Annotated in this window: 15 protein-coding genes; 7 read left to right on the top strand and 8 right to left on the bottom strand. The window is 74.7% G+C overall.

Translation table 11 applies throughout. From position 1 onward, the window contains the following. Positions 1-203: 203 nt before the first annotated feature. The 3 genes from ABZ576_RS04050 (at position 204) to ABZ576_RS04040 (ending at position 5932) form a co-directional block, all read left to right on the top strand. Positions 204-2855, top strand: coding sequence for a CocE/NonD family hydrolase (locus ABZ576_RS04050; protein WP_360735472.1), 2652 nt, complete (start codon positions 204-206; stop codon positions 2853-2855). Continuing rightward, complete coding sequence (locus tag ABZ576_RS04045) at positions 2852-3706, top strand: ABC transporter permease (RefSeq protein ID WP_360735470.1); 855 nt, start codon at positions 2852-2854, stop codon at positions 3704-3706. Before ABZ576_RS04050 ends, ABZ576_RS04045 begins: the two co-directional genes overlap by 4 nt. Positions 3707-3838: 132 nt before the next feature. Then, a complete protein-coding gene (locus ABZ576_RS04040) occupies positions 3839-5932 on the top strand; it encodes an AMP-dependent synthetase/ligase (protein WP_360735468.1) in 2094 nt (697 codons plus the stop codon). Positions 5933-5984: 52 nt separating this feature from the next. Here ABZ576_RS04040 and ABZ576_RS04035 read toward each other — a convergent pair whose 3' ends face one another. Next, positions 5985-6389 (bottom strand): rodlin, encoded by a 405-nt coding sequence (locus tag ABZ576_RS04035; protein ID WP_360735466.1) that lies wholly within the window; start codon positions 6387-6389, stop codon positions 5985-5987. A gap of 247 nt (positions 6390-6636) precedes the next feature. On the opposite strand from ABZ576_RS04035, the gene ABZ576_RS04030 reads away from it, so the two are divergent. The 3 genes from ABZ576_RS04030 (at position 6637) to ABZ576_RS04020 (ending at position 8666) form a co-directional block, all read left to right on the top strand. Further along, positions 6637-7035 carry a rodlin gene (locus tag ABZ576_RS04030; protein WP_360735464.1) on the top strand — a complete coding sequence of 133 codons (399 nt, stop codon included), beginning with the start codon at positions 6637-6639 and terminating at the stop codon, positions 7033-7035. Between the two features lie 240 nt (positions 7036-7275). Further along, positions 7276-7503 carry a chaplin gene (locus ABZ576_RS04025; protein ID WP_360735462.1) on the top strand — a complete coding sequence of 76 codons (228 nt, stop codon included), beginning with the start codon at positions 7276-7278 and terminating at the stop codon, positions 7501-7503. 116 nt (positions 7504-7619) lie between these two features. After that, complete coding sequence (locus tag ABZ576_RS04020; RefSeq protein ID WP_360735460.1) at positions 7620-8666, top strand: chaplin family protein; 1047 nt, start codon at positions 7620-7622, stop codon at positions 8664-8666. A gap of 70 nt (positions 8667-8736) precedes the next feature. Here ABZ576_RS04020 and ABZ576_RS04015 read toward each other — a convergent pair whose 3' ends face one another. After that, the gene (locus tag ABZ576_RS04015) at positions 8737-9993 is read right to left on the bottom strand and encodes an FAD-dependent oxidoreductase (protein ID WP_360735458.1); all 1257 of its coding nucleotides are present in this window, start codon (positions 9991-9993) and stop codon (positions 8737-8739) included. Then, positions 9993-11300, bottom strand: coding sequence for an ATP-grasp domain-containing protein (locus ABZ576_RS04010; protein WP_360735456.1), 1308 nt, complete (start codon positions 11298-11300; stop codon positions 9993-9995). Before ABZ576_RS04010 ends, ABZ576_RS04015 begins: the two co-directional genes overlap by 1 nt. Positions 11301-11458: 158 nt before the next feature. Between ABZ576_RS04010 and ABZ576_RS04005 the strand changes: the two genes are divergently transcribed. Continuing rightward, positions 11459-12826, top strand: coding sequence for a glycosyl hydrolase (locus tag ABZ576_RS04005; protein WP_360735454.1), 1368 nt, complete (start codon positions 11459-11461; stop codon positions 12824-12826). On the opposite strand, the gene ABZ576_RS04000 is transcribed toward ABZ576_RS04005, so the two are convergent. The 5 genes from ABZ576_RS04000 to ABZ576_RS03980 are packed head-to-tail and all read right to left on the bottom strand — an operon-like array spanning position 12823 to position 18301. Continuing rightward, positions 12823-13953, bottom strand: a complete 1131-nt coding sequence (locus tag ABZ576_RS04000) for a GNAT family N-acetyltransferase (protein ID WP_360735452.1) — start codon at positions 13951-13953, stop codon at positions 12823-12825. The two genes, ABZ576_RS04005 and ABZ576_RS04000, sit on opposite strands and share 4 nt — an antisense overlap. Beyond that, positions 13950-14603: a lipopolysaccharide biosynthesis protein gene (locus ABZ576_RS03995; protein ID WP_360735450.1), complete on the bottom strand. Its 654-nt coding sequence runs from the start codon at positions 14601-14603 to the stop codon at positions 13950-13952. Before ABZ576_RS03995 ends, ABZ576_RS04000 begins: the two co-directional genes overlap by 4 nt. Beyond that, the gene (locus tag ABZ576_RS03990; RefSeq protein WP_360735448.1) at positions 14600-15757 is read right to left on the bottom strand and encodes a glycosyltransferase; all 1158 of its coding nucleotides are present in this window, start codon (positions 15755-15757) and stop codon (positions 14600-14602) included. The genes ABZ576_RS03995 and ABZ576_RS03990 overlap by 4 nt, the downstream gene beginning before the upstream one ends. Then, a complete protein-coding gene (locus ABZ576_RS03985) occupies positions 15754-16515 on the bottom strand; it encodes a polysaccharide deacetylase family protein (protein ID WP_360735446.1) in 762 nt (253 codons plus the stop codon). The genes ABZ576_RS03990 and ABZ576_RS03985 overlap by 4 nt, the downstream gene beginning before the upstream one ends. Next, a complete protein-coding gene (locus tag ABZ576_RS03980) occupies positions 16499-18301 on the bottom strand; it encodes a lipid II flippase MurJ (RefSeq protein ID WP_360735539.1) in 1803 nt (600 codons plus the stop codon). Before ABZ576_RS03980 ends, ABZ576_RS03985 begins: the two co-directional genes overlap by 17 nt. Positions 18302-18373: the final 72 nt, after the last annotated feature.

Here is an 18373-nt window from a genome sequence, read left to right as displayed (position 1 = left end):
AAGACCCCACGACCCCAAGTCCCGAGAACCCGGAAAGCCCGGAAGGCCGGCGGGGCCGCGACCGGGGACGCCGGCGGCCCGGGGATCCGCGGGGGCGTACCACGACCGAAGTACGCCGAACCGCGCCCGTACGCCCCAGGGAGGGCCCACGGGTCCGCCCCGCGGCAGCAGCGGTTGTCGGTGGCGGCCCGTACCGTTGACGCATGGATCTTCGAGTGCCCGCGTTGCGAGGGCTGCTGCAGGGGCCACGCCGGCTGATGGCCGCCGCGGCCGCCGTCGTGGTGCTCGCCGGCGCCGGGACGTGGACGGCGGCCGTCGCCTCCGACGACACGCGGACCGTGCGCCGCAGCGACCAGGTCATGGCGGTCGACGGGGTGCGCCTGGACACCTCGTACTTCACCCCGGCCGGCACCGGCCGCCACCCCGCGGTGCTGCTCGCGCACGGCTTCGGCGGCAGCAAGGACGACATGCGCCGGCAGGCCGAGGACCTCGCCCGGGACGGGTACGCGGTGCTGACCTGGTCCGCACGCGGCTTCGGCCGGTCCACCGGGAAGATCGGGCTCAACGACCCGCGGGGCGAGGTCGCCGACGTCTCCCGGCTCATCGACTGGCTGGCCGACCAGCCCCGGGTGCTGCTCGACAAGGCGGGCGACCCGCGCGTCGGCATGGCCGGCGGCTCCTACGGCGGAGCGGTCTCGCTGCTCGCCGCCGGACACGACCGGCGGGTCGACGCCATCGCCCCGGCGATCACCTACTGGAACCTCGCGGACGCCCTGTTCCCGAACGGCGTGTTCAAGAAGCTGTGGGCCGGGATGTTCTTCAACACCGGCGGCGGCTGCGCCCGCTTCGCGCCGGCGCTGTGCCGGATGTACGACCGGGTCGCCGAGTCCGGCACCCCTGACCGGGCCGCCCGCACACTGCTGGAGGAGCGCTCGCCCGCCGCGGTCGGCGACCGCGTCACCGTGCCCACCCTGCTGGTGCAGGGCCAGACCGACTCCCTGTTCACCCTGGACCAGGCCGACGCGGCCGAGCGGGCGATCCGCGCGAACGGCGCCCCCGTCGCGGTCGACTGGATCGCCGGCGGACACGACGGCGGCGACATGGAGACGGACCGGGTCGAGACACGCGTGCGCGCCTGGTTCGACCGGTACCTGAAGGGCGACGAGGACACCGGCACCGGCCCGGCGTTCCGGGTCACCCGCACCGGAGGCATCGACTCCACCGACGGCACCGCCCAGCTGCGCGGCGCGAGCGCCGCCCGCTACCCGGGCCTGCACGACCACCGGCGCACCATCGCCCTGACCGGCGGCGAGCAGCACGTCGTCAACCCGGCCGGCGCCAGCCCGCCCGCGGTCTCGGCGCTGCCCGGCCTCGGCGGCTCCGGCGGTCTCGGCCGGCTGTCCGCGCTCGGTGTCGGCGTCTCCCTGGACTTCCCCGGCCAGTACGCGAAGTTCGACTCGGCACCGCTCGCCCGCGACCTGCGGATCACCGGCGCCCCGACCGCCACCGTCCACGTCACCTCCACCGCCGCCGACGCCGTCCTGTTCGGCAAGGTCTACGACGTCGGTCCCGACGGCACCCAGCAGGTCCTGCCCGCCCAGCTCGTCGCCCCCTTCCGGGTGACCGGCGCCAAGGCCGGCAAGGACGTCACCGTCACCCTCCCGGCGATCGACCACGAGGTGCAGAAGGGCCACCGGCTCCGCCTGGTCCTCGCCTCCACCGACCTCGGCTACGCCTCACCGGCCGCCCCGGCCGGCTACACCGTCTCCCTCAGGGGCGGCCTGAGCGTGCCCACGGCCCCCGCGGTCACCACCGCGGCCGCCCCGCTGCCCGCCTGGGTCTGGTGGCTGCCCGCGGCCGGCGCCGTGGTGGCCCTCGCCCTGCTGCTCACCGCCCGCCGCCGGACGGCCGCCCCCGCCCCCGACCCCGAGCTGGCCGACGTACCGCTCGTCATCCGGGACCTGAGCAAGCGGTACGCCAGGTCCACCGACCGGTACGCGGTGCGCGAGCTGTCCTTCCGCGTCGAGAAGGGCCAGGTCCTCGGCCTGCTCGGCCCGAACGGCGCGGGCAAGACCACCACCCTGCGCATGCTCATGGGCCTGATCCGGCCGGACGACGGCGAGATCCGCGTCTTCGGGCACGCCATCCGGCCCGGCGCGCCGGTGCTGTCCCGGGTCGGCGCGTTCGTGGAGGGCGCCGGCTTCCTGCCGCACCTGTCCGGCCGGGAGAACCTGGAGCTGTACTGGCGGGCCACCGGCCGGCCGCCCGAGGACGCCCACCTGGACGAGGCCCTGGAGATCGCCGGTCTCGGCGACGCCCTGGCCCGCGCGGTGCGCACCTACTCCCAGGGCATGCGCCAGCGCCTGGCCATCGCCCAGGCCATGCTCGGTCTGCCCGACCTGCTCATCCTGGACGAGCCGACCAACGGCCTGGACCCGCCCCAGATCCGCGAGATGCGCGAGGTGATGATCCGCTACGCGGCCGGCGGCCGCACGGTGATCGTCTCCAGCCACCTCCTCGCCGAGGTCGAGCAGTCCTGCACCCACCTGGTGGTCATGGACCGCGGCCGGCTCGTGCAGGCGGGGCCGGTCCGGGAGATCATCGGCTCCGGCGACACCCTGCTGGTCGGCACCGCCACCGCCGTGGAGGAGCCGGTGGCGGAGAAGGTGGCCGCCCTGCCCGGCGTCGCCTCCGCCGTGCGCACCGACGACGGGCTGCTGATCCGGCTCGAACCCGGCGGCACCGCCGAGCGGCTGGTCGTGGAGCTGGTGCGGCTGGAGGTGCCGGTCGCCTCGGTCGGCCCGCACCGCCGCCTGGAGGACGCCTTCCTCACCCTGATCGGAGGTTCCGCATGAGCACGCTCACCGAGGTCGCCTCCGGCTACCAGGCGGGCCGCACCCTGCCGCTGAGGGTCGAGCTGGTCCGCCAGCTCAAGCGGCGCCGCACGCTGGTCATGGGCCTGATCCTGGCCGTGCTGCCGTTCGTCCTGCTGATCGCCTTCGCCCTCGGCGGCGACCCGGGCAGCCGGAACGACCAGGTCACGCTGATGGACACGGCCACCGCGTCCGGCGCCAACTTCGCCGCCGTGAACCTCTTCGTCTCGGCGGGCTTCCTGCTGGTGATCCCGGTCGCCCTGTTCTGCGGCGACACGGTCGCCTCCGAGGCGGGCTGGTCCTCGCTGCGCTACCTGCTCGCCGCGCCCGTGCCCCGGGCCCGGCTGCTGTGGTCCAAGCTCGTCGTGGCGCTCGGGCTGAGTCTCGCCGCGATGGTGCTGCTGCCCGTCGTGGCGCTCGCCGCCGGCACGGCCGCCTACGGCTGGGGCCCGCTGCGGATACCGACCGGCGGCGCCCTGGACACCGGCACGGCGGCGCAGCGGCTGCTGGTGGCGGTGGCGTACATCTTCGTGTCCCAACTGGTCACCGCCGGCCTCGCGTTCTGGCTGTCGACCAAGACGGACGCGCCGCTCGGCGCGGTCGGCGGCGCGGTCGGCCTGACCATCGTCGGCAACGTCCTGGACGCGGTCACCGCCCTCGGCGGCTGGCGCGACTTCCTGCCCGCGCACTGGCAGTTCGCCTGGGCCGACGCCGTCCAGCCGCACCCCGAGTGGTCCGGCATGATCCAGGGCACCGCCCTGTCCGTCACCTACGCCCTGGTCCTGTTCGCCCTGGCCTTCAGGGGGTTCGCCCGCAAGGACGTCGTCTCCTGACCCCGCGAGGCCGCCCCGCCCGACGCACCGGCCCCGGAAGGCCACTCGCGCGACCCATTGACCTTTTCTTACTTCCGAGTAAGTTGACCCGTCGGTAAGGAACGAGGGCCGTACCGTCCGCCGGGAGCCGTCATGGGCGTACGCAGGGATCTGAAACGGGCACGGCAGCGCACCGATCTCGCGGAGCGCGCCACGGTGGAGATCGTCCGGGACGCCACCGGCCGGGTGCGCGAGGTGCGGGCCGCGCCCCTGGCGCCCCCGCTCGCCTCCGGTTCCCTGGCCGACCTGCCGTTCACCCACGCGGCCGAAGCGCCGGACGCGGTGCTGCTGCGCCGCCGCGAGGGGGGCGCCTGGCGGCCGGTCACGGCAGCGGCCTTCGCCGCCGAGGTGACCGCCCTCGCCAAGGGGCTGATCGCCGCCGGTCTGGAACCGGGGGGCCGGGTCGTCCTGATGTCCCGCACCCGCTACGAGTGGACGGTCCTGGACTTCGCCGTCTGGGCGGCCGGCGGCCAGTCGGTGCCGGTCTACCCGACCTCCTCCGCCGACCAGGTGGAGTGGATCGTCCGCGACTCCGGCGCCCGGTACGTCGTCACGGAGACGGCCGAGCACACGGCGGTCGTGACCGCCGGCACCGCCGGCCACCCCACGCCGCCACGCGTCTGGCAGATCGACGCGGACACCCCGGGCGGGACGGCACCCGCGCACGGCGCGCGCTCCCGCCCCACGGGAGGCCGCCACCACGTGGGGGACACCCGCCACGACGGCCCGCCGGACGACCTCCGGCGGCCCGGGGAGACCGGCCACCACGGCGCCCCGGACGCCCCCCGGCCGCTCGCGGCGCCTCCGGCCGAGCACCTGGCCGACCTCATCGCCCTCGGGCGGCGGCTGGGCGACGACGACGTCGCCGGGCGGCGCGGCGCGCTGACCCCCGGCACCGTCGCCACCCTCTGCTACACCTCCGGCACCACCGGCCGGCCCAAGGGCTGCGTCCTCACCCACGCCAACCTGCACGCCGAGGCCGCGGGCACCGTCGAGCTGCTGTACCCGGTCTTCCGGGCCGCCACCGGACGGCAGGCCTCCACCCTGCTCTTCCTGCCGCTCGCCCACATCCTCGGCCGCACCCTCCAGCTCGCCTGCCTGCTGGCCCGCATCGAGACCGGCCACTTCCCCAGCGTCAGACCCGCAGAACTCAGGCCCGCCCTGCGGGAGTTCCGGCCGACCTTCCTGGTCGGGGTGCCGTACCTGTTCGAGAAGATCCACGACACCGGGCGGGCCACCGCCGAGAAGCTCGGCCGGGCCGCCTCCTTCGACCGCGCCGAACGGACCGGCGTCCGCTTCGCCGAGGCCCACCTGCGCGCCTTCCTCGGCACGGGCAAGGGTCCGGGACCCGGCCTGTACGCGGCGTGGGCGCTGTACGACCTGCTGGTCTACCGGCGTATCCGCAAGGAGCTGGGCGGCCGGCTGCGCTACGCCATCAGCGGCGGCTCACCGCTGGACCGCGACCTGAACCTGTTCTTCCACGCGGCCGGCATCGTCGTCTACGAGGGCTACGGCCTGACCGAGACCAGCGCCGCCGCCACCATCGTGCCCCCGCTCAGCCCCCGCCCCGGCACGGTCGGCCGGCCGGTGCCGGGCGTGTCCGTGCGCACGGACGACGACGGGGAGGTGCTGATCAAGGGCGGGATCGTCTTCGGGTCGTACTGGAACGACCCGGCCGCCACGGACGAGGTCCTGCGCGACGGCTGGTTCGCCACCGGCGACCTGGGCGCGCTGGACGACGACGGCTATCTCACCATCACCGGCCGCAAGAAGGACCTCCTCGTCACCTCCGGCGGCAAGAACGTCTCGCCGGCCGTCCTGGAGGACCGGCTGCGCAGCCGCTCACCCGTCGGCCAGTGCCTGGTCGTCGGCGACAACCGGCCCTTCGTCGCCGCCCTGATCACCCTCGACCCCGAGGCGGTGGCGCACTGGCTGTCCGTACGGAAACTTCCCCCGGACACCCCGCTGTCGGAGCTGGTCCGCGACGAACGGCTGCGCGCGGAGGTGCAGAAGGCGGTCGACTACGCCAACGAGGCCGTCTCCCGGGCCGAGTCGATACGCGCCTTCGCGCTGGTCGAGGGGGAGTTCACCGAGGAGAACGGCCTGCTGACCCCCTCGCTGAAGGTCAAGCGGCACGCGGTGACGGCGGCGTACGCGGAGCGGATCGAGGCGCTGTACCGCCGCTGACACGCCGAAGCGGGCCGCCGAACCGTTCGGCGACCCGCTTCCGGCACCGTCGTCAGTTGCCGCTCTCACCGTTCTGGGAAAGGATCGACACGTCCTCCAGCAGGTGCGCCAGCGCGCCGTCGCGCTTGACGTTCGAGGAGTTCTCGGTGCACTGCTGCTGCATGTGGTCGGACAGGATCGGGATGTCCTGGACATTCACGCCGATGAGGGCGCCCACACCGATCGGAAGGTCGGTCACGGCGATGCACGGCTTGTTGAAAGAGCCCTGGATCAGGGCGATCTGCGGGCTCATGTTCCCGTACGTCGCCGAGTTGCCGTAGCTCTGCCAAGCGCCGTTGCCGTTGGCGGCGGTCGGCCCGCTGTCGTTCCCGATCGCCAGCGCCTGCGGTGCCGCGGCTGCGGAGGCGCCCATGGCCGAAGCGGCGACGGCCGCAGTGGCAACAATCTTCCTGATCATTGGCCAGTCCTTTCTGAGGAAACCCCGTCCACCGGAGCGCTTTGGTCAACTCCGCGGGCCCTTCTTGGTTTCTGCCGTTCACCCCGTCGGCGGACACCGCGGACTGGTGGTGTGCTTTTCCGATAGGTGGTTCGATGTCACCTTGTTTCCTTTTGCGCGCCAACCGAGTGAATCAGCGGAACCATTCCTCGTGGGCCGTGTTGATGAGGCCGTAGGGCATGCGTCGCTACGAGGAAAGGAACGCGAAGTGCTCAAGAAGGCAATGGTCGCCGCCGCGACCGCCGCTTCTGTCGTGGGAATGGCGGTGGCGGCCGCGCCGCAGGCGCTTGCCATCGGCAACGACGACGGACCGACCGTCGCGAATGGCAACGGCGCCGCGTCGTCGTGGGGCAACTCGGCGACGAAGGGCGACATGAGCCCGCAGCTCTCGCTGGTGCAGGGTTCGCTCAACAAGCCGTGTGTCGGGATCCAGGACCTCGACGTCGGTATCGCTCTGCTCATCGGTGTCGTGGTCCAGGACATCCCGATCCTGTCCGACCACCTGCAGCAGCAGTGCAACGACAACTCCACGAACGCCAAGCGCGACGGTGCGATCTCGCACGTCCTGGAGGACATCTCGGTTCTCTCGGCCAACGGCGAAGGCTGAGCCGATTTGGCCGGCCCGGGCCGTCCGCTGCATCGTCAGCGGGCTGCCCGGGCCTTTTTTCCACCGAATTCAGGCGAGGGAAGAACGCGTGAGGAAGCGGTGCGATCGAGTGATTATCGCGCGATCCGTGTTCCGCGGTCTCCGGTTGTGTCAATCCCTCGTTCCGTGCCGCGATCGTTCACGTCGTGCTCGCACGGTTCTGGCCGTCATCGGGGCATGACCCCAGAGAAGGGAACACTCATGAAGAAGACCGTCGCTGCCGTCACGGGCGCCATCCTGGCACTGGGCATGGCCGGACCCGCCTTCGCCGACGCCGAGGCCAATGGCGCGGCCGTCGGTTCCCCCGGCGTCCTGTCCGGCAACGTCGTCCAGGTGCCGATCCACATCCCGATCAACGTGTGCGGCAACACCATCAACATCGTCGGACTGCTGAACCCGGCGTTCGGCAACGTCTGCGTCAACGACTGAGACGTACGCAGCGCGCCAGCCCCCGGCTGAGCCTGGCCGGCCTCGGACCGCCGAACCTTCGGTGTCGTCGTCCCGAGGCCGGCCTTCCCACTTCTTCGAGCAGGAAGATCACGAGATTGCGACAGACTCTCAGCAAGGGCATGGCCGTGGCCGCGGCCGCGACCGGCATGCTGTCCTTGTACGGCGGCGCCGCGCTCGCCGACTCCCAGGCGCAGGGGGTTGCCCAGGGCTCCCCAGGGGTGCTGTCCGGGAACAACGTCCAGGCCCCGGTGAACGTCCCGGTCAACATCTGCGGCAACTCCGTCGACGCGGCCGCCGCCCTGAACCCGGCCTTCGGCAACTCCTGCGCCAACGTCCACGGGCAGAAGGAACACGGTGGCAGCGCGGGCAGCCCGCACGGTGACGCCCACAAAGGCCCCCACGACGACGCCGGCTACGGCGGCCCGGACGACTCCGGTCCCCGTCCCGCTCCGGCCGGCGAACACTCCGCGCCTCCGCAGGGCGGCGGCCAGACGACCCCACCGGCGCACGGGGACTCCGAGGACTCGGGATACGGCAGCCCGGACGACTCCGGCGACTCCGGTGACTCCGGTGACCACCCCGCTCCCGGCGGCGAGCACTCCACGCCTCCTTCCGGCGGCGAGACGACCCCACCGCCATACGGGGGCGAGGAGGCGACCCCGCCCCCCACCGGTGGCGGCGAGCACTCCACGCCTCCCTCCGGCGGCGAGACGACTCCGCCTCCCTATGGCGGTCACGAGACGACCCCGCCCCCCAACGGCGGCGGCGAGACGACCCCGCCGCCGTACGGGGGTGAGGAGACGACCCCGCCGCCGTACGGGGGCGAGGAGACGACCCCGCCGCCGTACGGGGGCGAGGAGACGACCCCGCCCGGTGGTGGGCACAGCACGCCCCCGGGTGGTGGGCACAGCACCCCGCCCGCCGAAGGGCACACCACGCCTCCCGCCGGCGGGCACACCACGCCTCCTGGCGGCGGGCACAGCGCCCCTCCCTCCGGTGGGGGCGGCCATCAGCAGCCGCCCACCCTCCCCCACACCGGTGGTGAGGCCCGGGCCATGATCGTGACGTCGGCCGCGAGCGCCGCGCTGATCGGGGCCGGGACGATCCTCTACCGGCGAGGCCGGACCGCCTCCCGTCGGTGACGCGCCGGGTGCCGGACCGAGCGCCCGGCACCCCGCCGCCACGAGGGAACGCACCAGCCGTGCCGCACGGTCAGGACCGCGCCCCCACGGGCACCCGGGCCCCCCGCACGGCCGGGATCCGCCGGCCCGCCGGGCCCGTGCGCAGCCGCCGCCGTACTCCGCGCACCAGCGTGCCCGCCGTGAAGGTCGCGCCGTGCACGAACCGCATCGCCGGGCCGAAGCCCGCGGCCGTGATCAGTCCGGCCAGGAACAGACCGGGATACGACGACTCGAACTCCGGCCCCACCTCCGGCGCCCCGTCGGTGCCGGTCGCCAGCAGCGCGCGAAGGTCGGGGGAGAGCAGCCCCAGCCGGTCCCGGGTGGCCCGGAAGCCGGTGGCCGCGATGACGTGCCCCGTCTCCAGCACCGCGGCACCGCCCCGCCGCGCCGCGGTCTCCAGCCGTACCCCGCCCGGCACCGGACGGGCCCTCACCACCTCCCGGCCGAGCAGTACCTCCACCCGGCGCTCCACCCGCTCGCGCACCCACCAGGCACCGGCCGGACCGAGGGCGTCGGCGGCGATCCGGACCCGGGTGCGCTCCGGGAGCCGCCGGTACAGGCCCGGCCGCTCGGCGTAGAACCAGTTACGCCAGCCGGGGCCGAGGCCGCTGTGCGGGGAGCGGGCCGCGCGCCACCAGGGGCGCTCCCAGGGCGGCGGCACATCGTTCCAGTCCAGCCGGTCCGCGCGGACCAGCACCCGGACCCGCGTGCCCTGCTCGGCGAGGAGCGCGGCCGTCTCCAGGGCCGCCTGCCCGCCACCGACCACGGTGACGTCCCGGCCGCGGAACCGGTCGAGGCCGGCGTGGTGGCTGCTGTGCGAGACCAGGTCCGGCGGCAGGCCGCGCAGGGCGGCCGGGATCTCGGTGAACGGCAGTACGCCCACGGCCAGCGCGACCGTCCGCGCGCCGACCGTCTCCCCGTCCTCGGTGACGGCCTCGAAACCCCCGGCGCACGGTGCGAGGCGGGTCACCGTCCGTTCGTCGACGCCGGGGACGGCGTTGCGGGCGAACCACAGGCCGTACTCCGCGAACACGTCCAGCGGGATCGGCTCGGCGTGCCGGGCCGTCATGCCGCGGAAGGCGCAGAAGACGTCGAGCCGCCAGCGGCCCTCCGGATCGGACAGGTTGGAGGCCCACGGCTCGGACTTCAGGAACATGCCGTCCGGCATGTGATCGCGCCAGGAGGCCATGGGCCGCCCGAAGACCCGGACGCCCAGACCGGCCGCCGCGGCGTGCGACGCGATGGACAGGCCGTAGGGGCCGGCGCCCACCACCAGCAGGTCGTACATCAGCAACTGCTCGCTTTCTCGTCGTCGGTGAGGCCGTCGGCGGGGCCGGCGGCCGGACCGTGGGACAGGTCACGGGCGCCCGCCGGGCGGACCGGCCCGGGCGCGGGCTCCGGCCGGGCCGTCGGCACCGCGCGGCCCCGCGGGCGGGCGGCGAGCCGGCCCGCCGCGTGCCGGGCCCACAGCGCCCACATCGCCCGGCCCGGCGCCCGGTCGTCGGCCGCGTGCCAGGCCAGTTCGCGGCCGTGGGGCGCGGGCCGCAGCGCGGCCAGCGGGGCGTAGTTCTCCACCACGAACCGCCGCCCGGGCAGCGGCGCACCGTCCGGCAGCGGACGGTGCGTCAGGTCCAGGTGCAGGGCCCGTACGACGTCCAGTCCGGCGCTGTCGGTGAACAGCCGGAACTGGGCGCCGGGGCGCGGGTTGAAGTCGAGCAGGTGGTAACGGCCGGTGCGGCCGCAGCGGCGGAAGTCCAGGTCGAGGATGCCCCGGTAGCCCAGCTCGCCGGTGAGCCGTTCGGCCAGCGCCCGCACCTGGGGGTTGGGGGTCCACCGGCCGACGGCGGTCAGGCCCGCCCCGCGCGGCCAGGCCAGCTGCTTGCGGCCCGGTCCGCCGGCGCGCAGGACGCCGGCCCGGTCGGCGTACCCGTGGAAGAACCAGTCGCGGTCCGGTCCGGGCGGCAGGAACGCCTGGAGGAGCAGCGGGCTGCCCGCCTCCGCGCTGCGCAGGTACAGCTCCCGTGCCTCGCGCGCCGAGCGCAGCAGTACGGTCGAGCGCAGTCCGCTGCCGGACGGCACCAGCCAGGGCCGGCTCCATTTGGCCACCACCGGCAGGCCCAGCCGGCCGGTGGCGGCCGCCGCGTCCCGGGCGCTGTCCGGCACCAGGGTCACCGGGTGCGGCACCCCGGCGGCGGCGCACACCTCGGCCAGCCGGGCCTTGTCGGCCACCCGCTCGGGGAGCGCGCCGGGCTGCTGCGGCAGCAGGTAGGCGGGTGCCAGGTCCTCGCGCAGCCGGCCGGCCGCGATAGCGCTCGCGTCGTCCATCGGGATCAGCACCGCCGGACGCGCGACCCGCGCCGCGACCCGGCGCAGCACGGCGGCGATGTCACCGGGGGAGGCGCCGGGCGGCGGCGGGGGATGCAGCTGGCGCACGAACCGCGAGGCGCGTACGGGACTCGCGGCGGAGTCGGCGACGACATGGACGTCCACTCCGGCTCTGCCGAGCGAGCGCACGGCGCCCAGGGTGCCGTGGTGAAAGGGATTCCGGTCGATCCGCAGCAGCACTGCGGGGACCCGGATGTCCAGCGTGGACACGGGCTTTTTTCCTTCCCTTCCATTCGCCCGTGCGGGGGTTCGGGAAACCCGAAAGCGGTAACCGCACCGGCACTTTTCATATTGATATGACTGAGTGTCAATACTCAAAAAGCAGCGGGACTTCGTATGTCGAGTGTCGAGTGAAGAAAGGAGCGGGCATGGCTCCACAGCAGCGCAGGGCCCGGTCCGGGCGGCTGGCTGTCATCGCGGCTTCGGCCGCCGCGTCGGTCACCCTGGCGGTCGGCCCCGGTTTCGCCGCGGGTCCGGATACGGCGCGGTCCGCCGGCCCGCCCGCTCCCTCCCCGGCGACCCCGGCCGTCCCGGCGACCCCGGCCGTCCCGCCGGCACCGGCGGTTCCGCCGGCACCGGCGGTCACCCCCACGGCCGCGGCACCGGCGACGCCGACGGCACCCCTGCCCGCGACTCCGTCCGCGACTCCACAGGCATCCGGGTCCGCGTCCGGGTCCGTCGGGGCGGTGCCGGCCTTCGGGGCGTTCCTCGACTCCGGGATGCGCGGGGTGGCGCGCATCCCGGAACTGAGCCACTGGCTGGGCGGGACCGAGCTGAAGGTCGCGCACACCTATCTGCCCGGCGGCCGCTGGCGGGACATCGAGGGCCCGCCCGGCTTCCTGGACGCGTGGGCGCACTGGCGGCGCCAGAAGGCGGACCGCACGCTGGTCCTCAACGTACCCATGCAGGAGCGCAACGAGGAGGGCGTCCCGGACGGCGAAGTACGGTGGCTGCTGCGGCAGGCCGCGGCCGGCGCCTTCGACCGCCACTTCCGGGCACTGGCCGAGCGGCTGGTGCGGCTGAAGGTGCCGGACACGGTGATCGTGCTCGGCTGGGAGATGAACGGCACCACCTACACCCATCGCTGCGGACCGGACCCCCGGGCCTGGAAGACGTACTGGAACAGGATCGTCACCACCATGCGCGCGGTGCCGGGCCAGAGGTTCCGGTTCGATTTCGCACCGAGCCGCGGCCGGGACGCCGTGCCCTGGACCGAGTGCTATCCGGGCGACGACACGGTCGACATCATCGGCATGGACTCCTACGACCAGCCGACCGGAACGACCTTCGACGAGCAGGTGAAGGAGCCGTACGGCCTCCAGCAGCACGTGGACTTCGCGAAAGCCCACGGAAAACCAATTTCCTACCCGGAATGGGGACTTTTCCGCAACGGTGACAACAGCGAGTACATGCGGCGTATGCTCGCCTGGATCGACGAGCACAAACCGCTCTACAACACGCTGACCGACTACTGCCCGCACGGCGTCTGGCAGTGCTCGGCCAACCCCCGTTCCGCGCGCATCTACCGGACCGCCCTGTACGGCCGTGCCGAGCAGCCCGTCCCGGTGCCCACGCCGACCCCGACCCCGACTCCCACGCCGGCTCCCACGACCGATCCGGCGCCCACCACGAAGCCCCCGGCCGGCTGCTCGCCGCTGGACCTGGGCGACTGGGTCGAGTACTGGCTCGGCGGAAAGCTCTGCATCCGCTTCGACTGGTGGTCGCGGAGCCGCTAGTCCTGGCCGCGTTCCCGCCACCGGTGCAGCACCTCCCTGCCCCGCTGCCGGACGGTCGCGTCGCACAGCGCGGCCGTCAGCAGCGGGGCGGTGCGCCGCCGGGCCATGAGGAACCGCCGGTTGACGACCCGTTCGGGCCGCCAGTGGTGCTTGTACGGCTCGTCGCCGCGCAGCAGGCTCAGCGTGCCGCGCCGTCCGCCGCCGCCGTGCTCGGCGGAGGCTTCCAGCAGCATCACCGCCACGTCCGCCTTCCGTTCCCTGAGGACCGGGTGGGCGCCGTAGAGATAACCGCCGGACAGGCTGCCCGAGAGCAGGGTCAGGTCGACGGCCACCACCTCGCCGTCGATCCGGAACTCGGTCACCACCGCGTTCCCCGAGCGCACCATCGGGCCCACCGCCCGCACCAGGTGCTCACGGAACCGGGGGTGCAGGTGCTCGTTCGTCACCTTCCGCCCCTGCCACTGCAACCGGTGCAGCTCCAGCAGCCGGCCGAGCGCCCCGGCCACCTCCTCCGGCGCCACCGTCCGCCGCTCCACCCCCAGCGCCGCCAGCCTGCGCAGCTTGGCCCGGGCCCGCTGGCCGGACTTGCTCGACGGCAGCCGGGCGATCAGCTCGGACATGGGCACGGCCGGCAGTTCCAGGCACACCGAGTCGGACGTGGTGCGGCGCGGCCCGCACCAGCGGTCGTAGACCCGCTCCACCGCACCGCCGGGGCGCACCTCGCGGAAGTCGATCAGCGCCGTGCGGGCCGCCTCGGCGAGCGCCTCGGCCAGGGCGCCGGCCGCCCGCGCGCCGCAGTCGTCGTCCAGCAGCACGTCCGCGTAGTCGGAGATCGCCCCGCCCAGCGGCACCAGCGCGGGCAGGGGCCGGCGCACCAGCATCAGCGGCGCGACGGCCACCAGTTCGGCGTCGGCGTCGCGCACCACCAGCAGCCGCAGCCGCCCGCGCCGGCCGTACGACAGCCACCAGGAGTACAGCCAGGCGTGGCTCTGGAACGGGGTCGCGGCGGCACACCGCCCGAACAGCCGGCCCCAGGCGGGGGCCAGGGCCGCGAACGCCTCCTCGTCGGTGACGAGTTCGGCGCCGAGGGCGGGGGTGGCGGTGCGCGCCGGGTAGGTGGCCGTCACAGCTGGCCGTGCGCGTCGGCGGCGACGGCCGGGCCGGGCACCGAAGCCGGGCGCGCGGTCTCCTCCTCCGGCCGGCGCCGCGGCCGGACCAGCAGCGCCAGCGCGCCGAGCAGCCCGCCCGCGCTCGCCCCGACCAGCCCGGTCACCTGCGGGGAGGCCGACGACGGTTCACCCGGCTTCACCGCGCGGGAGAACTGGAGGAGTTCGACGTGCGTGTCGGCCTTGGCGGCGTTGGCGTGCCGGGTGAGCGCGCGGGCGACCGCGTTGGCCATGTCGGCGGCCTCGGCCGGACGGGTGGAGGTGGCGGACACGGCGACCATGGGGGCGTCCGGCGAGGTCGCCGTGCGCACGCTCGCCTGCAGAGCGGACACCGGGACCCCGGCCCACACCTGGGCGTCGCCGAGCACCGCGACCTGGGTGGCGACCCGGCCGTACGCCTGGGCGAAACCGAGCGCGGTGGCGGTGTCGGACCGCTCGCCGGGAACGGCGACGACATAGCTGGTCGCCGTGTACTCCGCGGGTTTCAGCACACCGTAACCGCCGCCGAGCAGCCCGCCCGCGAGGACGCCGGCCGTCACCAGCGACCAGGACGGGAGCGAGTGGGCGCGGGAGAGACGGGTGCGGGCGTGCCGGGTGTGGTTGTCGGTCATGAGGTGCTGACTCCCTGGGGGGATCTGGACTTGGGGACCGTGTGGGTGAGCGCCGCCGCGTAGACGTCCATGAGCCGGGCGGCGCTGCGGGTGATGCAGTAGTGGCGGGCCGCGTCGGCGGCGGTGCGCGGACCGGGCCCGGCGGCGCGGACCCCGGCGAGCGCCCGGGCGTAGGCACCGGCGTCGCAGGGGACCCGCACCGCGTCCGGGGCGGCCCCGGCCGGCAGGTCCTCCAGGGCCGGGCAGGAGCCGTAGCGCACCGGCAGCCCGGCCGCGAGGCCCTCCACCACCGCGAGCCCGAACGCCTCCTCGGGACAGGGGGCGGCCAGCACGTCCATCGCCGAGGCCAGCGCGGGCAGGTCGGGGCCGGAGGATCCGTCGGCCAGGTACGGCCGCTCCCCGGCGAACAGCACCCGGTCGGCGACCCCCGCCCGCGCCGCCCGCTGCCGCAGCGCGCACTCCTGCGGGCCGCCGCCGACCAGCAGCAGCCGGCAGTCGGCGGGCAGCCGGACCAGGGCGTCGATCAGGACGTCGAAGCGCTTGCCCGGGACGAGCCGGCCGACACCGCCGACGACGAACGCGTCCTCGGGCAGCCCGAGCCGGGCCCGGGTGCGCCGGCGGGCGTCCGGGTCGAAGGCGAACCGCGCCAGGTCGATGCCGTTGGGCACGACCGCGATGCGCCGCTCGGGCACACCCCAGCGGGCGAGCCGGCCGGCGACCGTGGGGGACACGGCGACGGTGGACCGGCCCAGCCGCTCGCCCGCCAGGTACAGGGCACGGACCCCCGCGGTCAGCGGCCGGCCCTCCATCTGCGAGTCGCCGAGGGAGTGCTCGGTGGCGACGACCGCGCGGACCCCGGCCAGCCGGGCGGCGATCCGGCCGTACAGGCAGGCCCGGTAGAGGTGGGTGTGCACGAGGTCGTAGCCGCCGTGCCGGATCAGCCGGACCAGCCGGGGCAGCGCGGCCAGATCGCGGTTGCCGGCCATGCCGAGGTGCGTCACCCGGATCCCGTCGGCCGCCAGCCCGTCGGCCACCGGACCCGGGTTGGTCAGCGTCACCACCTCGCACCGGATCGGCAGGTGACCCAGCAGCAGCCGCAGTTGCTGCTCGGCGCCGCCGACACCGAGGCCGGTGATGATGTGCAGGGCCCTCATCGCAGCCCCTCCACGGGTCGCCGGCGCAGCCGGTGCAGCCGGTGCTTCAGGAACAGGCGTACGGCGGTGTCGTCCTGCCCGATGTGCACGCGCGGCAGGACGTGCGGGCCGTTCAGCTCACCCGGGTCGATGGCACAGGCGTAGCCGTAACCGGCCTCCCGCACGGCCGTCATCACGCGCTCGTCGACCGTGCCGTACGGGTAGCAGAACCCGCTGACCGGGGCGCCGGTCACCTCCTCCAGCACGCGCCGGCTCTCCACGGTCTCGGACTTCAGCAGCCGGTCGCCGGCCTTGGTGAGATCGATGTGGGTGAGACCGTGCGAGCCGATCTCCACGCCCGCGGCGGCCGCCCGCCGGATGCCGTCCGGGGTCAGCAGCGGCTTGCGCGGGCCCAGCGGATCCCAGGCGTTGTCACCGCCGAGCCGGCCGGGCAGCACGAACAGGGTGGCCGTGCACTCCCAGCGGGCCAGCGCCGGAAGGGCGTTGTCCAGGAAGTCGGCGTACCCGTCGTCGAAGGTGAGACCGACCAGGCCCCGCCCCTCGCCCCGGGCCAGGGCGGCGAGCAGCTCGGCCACCGACACCCCGCGCAGACCGCGCCGGCGCAGCCAGCCCAGCTGCCGCTCCAGCCGGTCGCGGGTGACCGTGATGCGGTACGGGTCGTCGGAGCAGTCGCCGACGGAGTGGTACATGGCGATCCAGGGGACCGGCCCGGGGGCGAGGGTCCGGGCGGGTGCCCGGGACTCAACGGAAGACGGCATGGGCGAGCCTTCGGGTGAGGGTGCGGACGGAACGGAGTGCGGGTGCCAGGTCCTGGACGCCCAGGGCCCATGCGAGCAGGACGAACACGGCGGTCACCGTCGCCCCGCCGGCGGCCAGTCCGGCGAGCGGGCCCGACGGCAGCGCCGCCACCAGCCCGCCCGCCACGGCGGCCACCACCGCCGCCCGCAGCGGCCGGCTCAGCTCCCGCAGCACGGGCCCGGTACGGATGGGCACGCTGCGGGGTCCCGTGCCGGCGAGCAGCAGGGCGGCGGTGAGGGTGATGCCGGTGGCGTTGGCGGCCGCGATCCCGGTGACCCCCCACGCATCGACCGACCAGGTGCCGATCCAGGAGGTGGCGACGATCCCGGCGGCCATCGCGGCCACCGGGTACCAGGCGGCGCGGCCCGCCGAGAAGTAGGAGCGGACCAGGACGCCGGTCAGGGTCTGGCCGAGCAGGCCGAACGCGTAGACCCGCATCACGGCGGCGGTCGCCGCGGTGTCCTCGGCCGTGAACGCGCCCCGCTGGAACAGCAGCCCGATGAGCTGCGGGGCGCAGGCCACGACCGCGGCCGTACCCAGCAGCACCAGGGCGGCGGCGAGCGCCAGGTCCCGCTCCACCCGGTCCCGGGCCCGCTCGGTGTCGCCGTCGGCCAGGGCCCGCGCCACCACCGGGAAGGTGACCGTGCACAGCATCATCGACAGCGTCATCGGGATCTGCGCGACCTTCTGCGCGTAGTTCAGGTGCGAGATGGCCCCCGAGGGCAGCCCGGAGGCCAGGAACCGCTCGATGAGCACCTGCGACTGCCGGCACAGCGCGAACAGCAGCACGCTGGCCAGCAGCGGTACGTCCATCGGGCGGGCCGCCTCGGCGACGGCCTTCGCCTCTCCCTCCCGGGCCCGGCGGCGCAACCGCGGCAGCAGCGACGGGAGCTGGACCAGCATCATCAGGCAGCCGCCCGCCGCCACCCCGAACGCGGCCGACCGCACCCCCCAGCGGCCGCCGAGGGTGTACATCGCGGTGACGATGCCCACGTTGTAGACGATGTAGATCGCGGCCGGGGCCAGGAACCGCCGGTGGGCCCGCAGGGCGGCGCTGAAGTACCCGGCGAGGCCGAAGCTCAGCACACAGGTAGCGGTGAGCCGCGTGCAGTCCACGGCGAGGGCCGGGTCGGGCAGGCCCGGCGCGAGGACCGCGACGAACTGCGGTGCGGCCAGCGCGAGCAGCGCCCCGACGGCCGCGAAGGACAGCGTCAGCCGGGGCAGGGTGCCGGCGACCAGCGCCCGCACGGGATCGCCGGGGGCGCCCTGGGCACGGCGGGCCAGCGCCCTGCTGAACGCCGGGATCAGGGCGAAGGCCAGACCGTCCTCGATGAGCAGGGTGGCCGCGAACTCCGGCACGGTCCAGGCCACCAGGAAGGCGTCCGTGTCCCGTCCGGCCCCGAACAGCCGGGCCAGCGACTGGTCGCGCACCAGCCCGAGCAGCGCCGCCGCGACCGAGAGGGAGGCGGTGACGAGGGTGGCCCGGGCGAGGAACCGCCCGGTGGGGGGCGCGTGTTCGAGGCCGGGTGCGAGGGTTGGTGGGGTGGGCGGTGTGTGTTCGAAGCCGGGTGCGAGGGCCGGTGGGGCCGGTGGGGCGTGGCCGGAACCGGGTGCGGAGGCGGGAGGGGCCGGCGGGGCGTGTTCGAAACCGGGCGCGAGGACCGGAGGGGTGAGCCGGGGGCCGGGGCCCGCCGGCGCACGGGCCGGGTCCGCGACCGCGGCGACCGCATGCCCCGCGGCCTCCACGGCCCCCCGCGCCCCCGGCACGACAAGGCCCTCCGCCCCTTCCTCCGCAGCCGGCCGGTACCCCGGCCCGGG

This window comes from Streptomyces sp. NPDC013455, assembly GCF_040632975.1.
Classification (GTDB): Bacteria; Actinomycetota; Actinomycetes; order Streptomycetales; family Streptomycetaceae; genus Streptomyces.
The sequence above is the reverse complement of the archived record's forward strand: the minus strand, read 5'-3'. Positions and strand labels throughout refer to the sequence as shown.